General features: G+C 59.2%; 1 protein-coding gene. It reads right to left on the bottom strand.

Annotated features, from left to right (window positions below; translation table 11 throughout):
• Nucleotides 1-177: DUF2160 domain-containing protein (locus SB822_RS61735; RefSeq protein WP_410859757.1), on the bottom strand; the 177-nt coding region annotated here is incomplete at its 3' end.
• Nucleotides 178-228: the final 51 nt, after the last annotated feature.

Below are 228 nucleotides of genomic sequence, written 5' to 3'. Positions count from 1 at the left end.
GGCCGCCGTCAACAGTCCGATAAAGAGCCTGTCGCCACGCGTGGTTGCAATCGGCAAAAAGCCTTTGCGTTCGATAGTCGGCGCGCGAAACTGCCACAGCGTCATGCCTGCGAGCATCGCGACGACGCAGCCAAAGAAGATCCGGACTTCGGGTGTCCAGTACATCCAGGTGAACATCACACGCTCCCCCTCGTAAAGCCCTTCGCGATGGAGTTGCGCACGAAGTGA

The organism is Paraburkholderia sp. SIMBA_054, from assembly GCF_046534875.1.
GTDB classification, from domain to species: Bacteria; Pseudomonadota; Gammaproteobacteria; order Burkholderiales; family Burkholderiaceae; genus Paraburkholderia; species Paraburkholderia hospita.
This window is presented reverse-complemented; position numbering and strand designations above follow the sequence as displayed.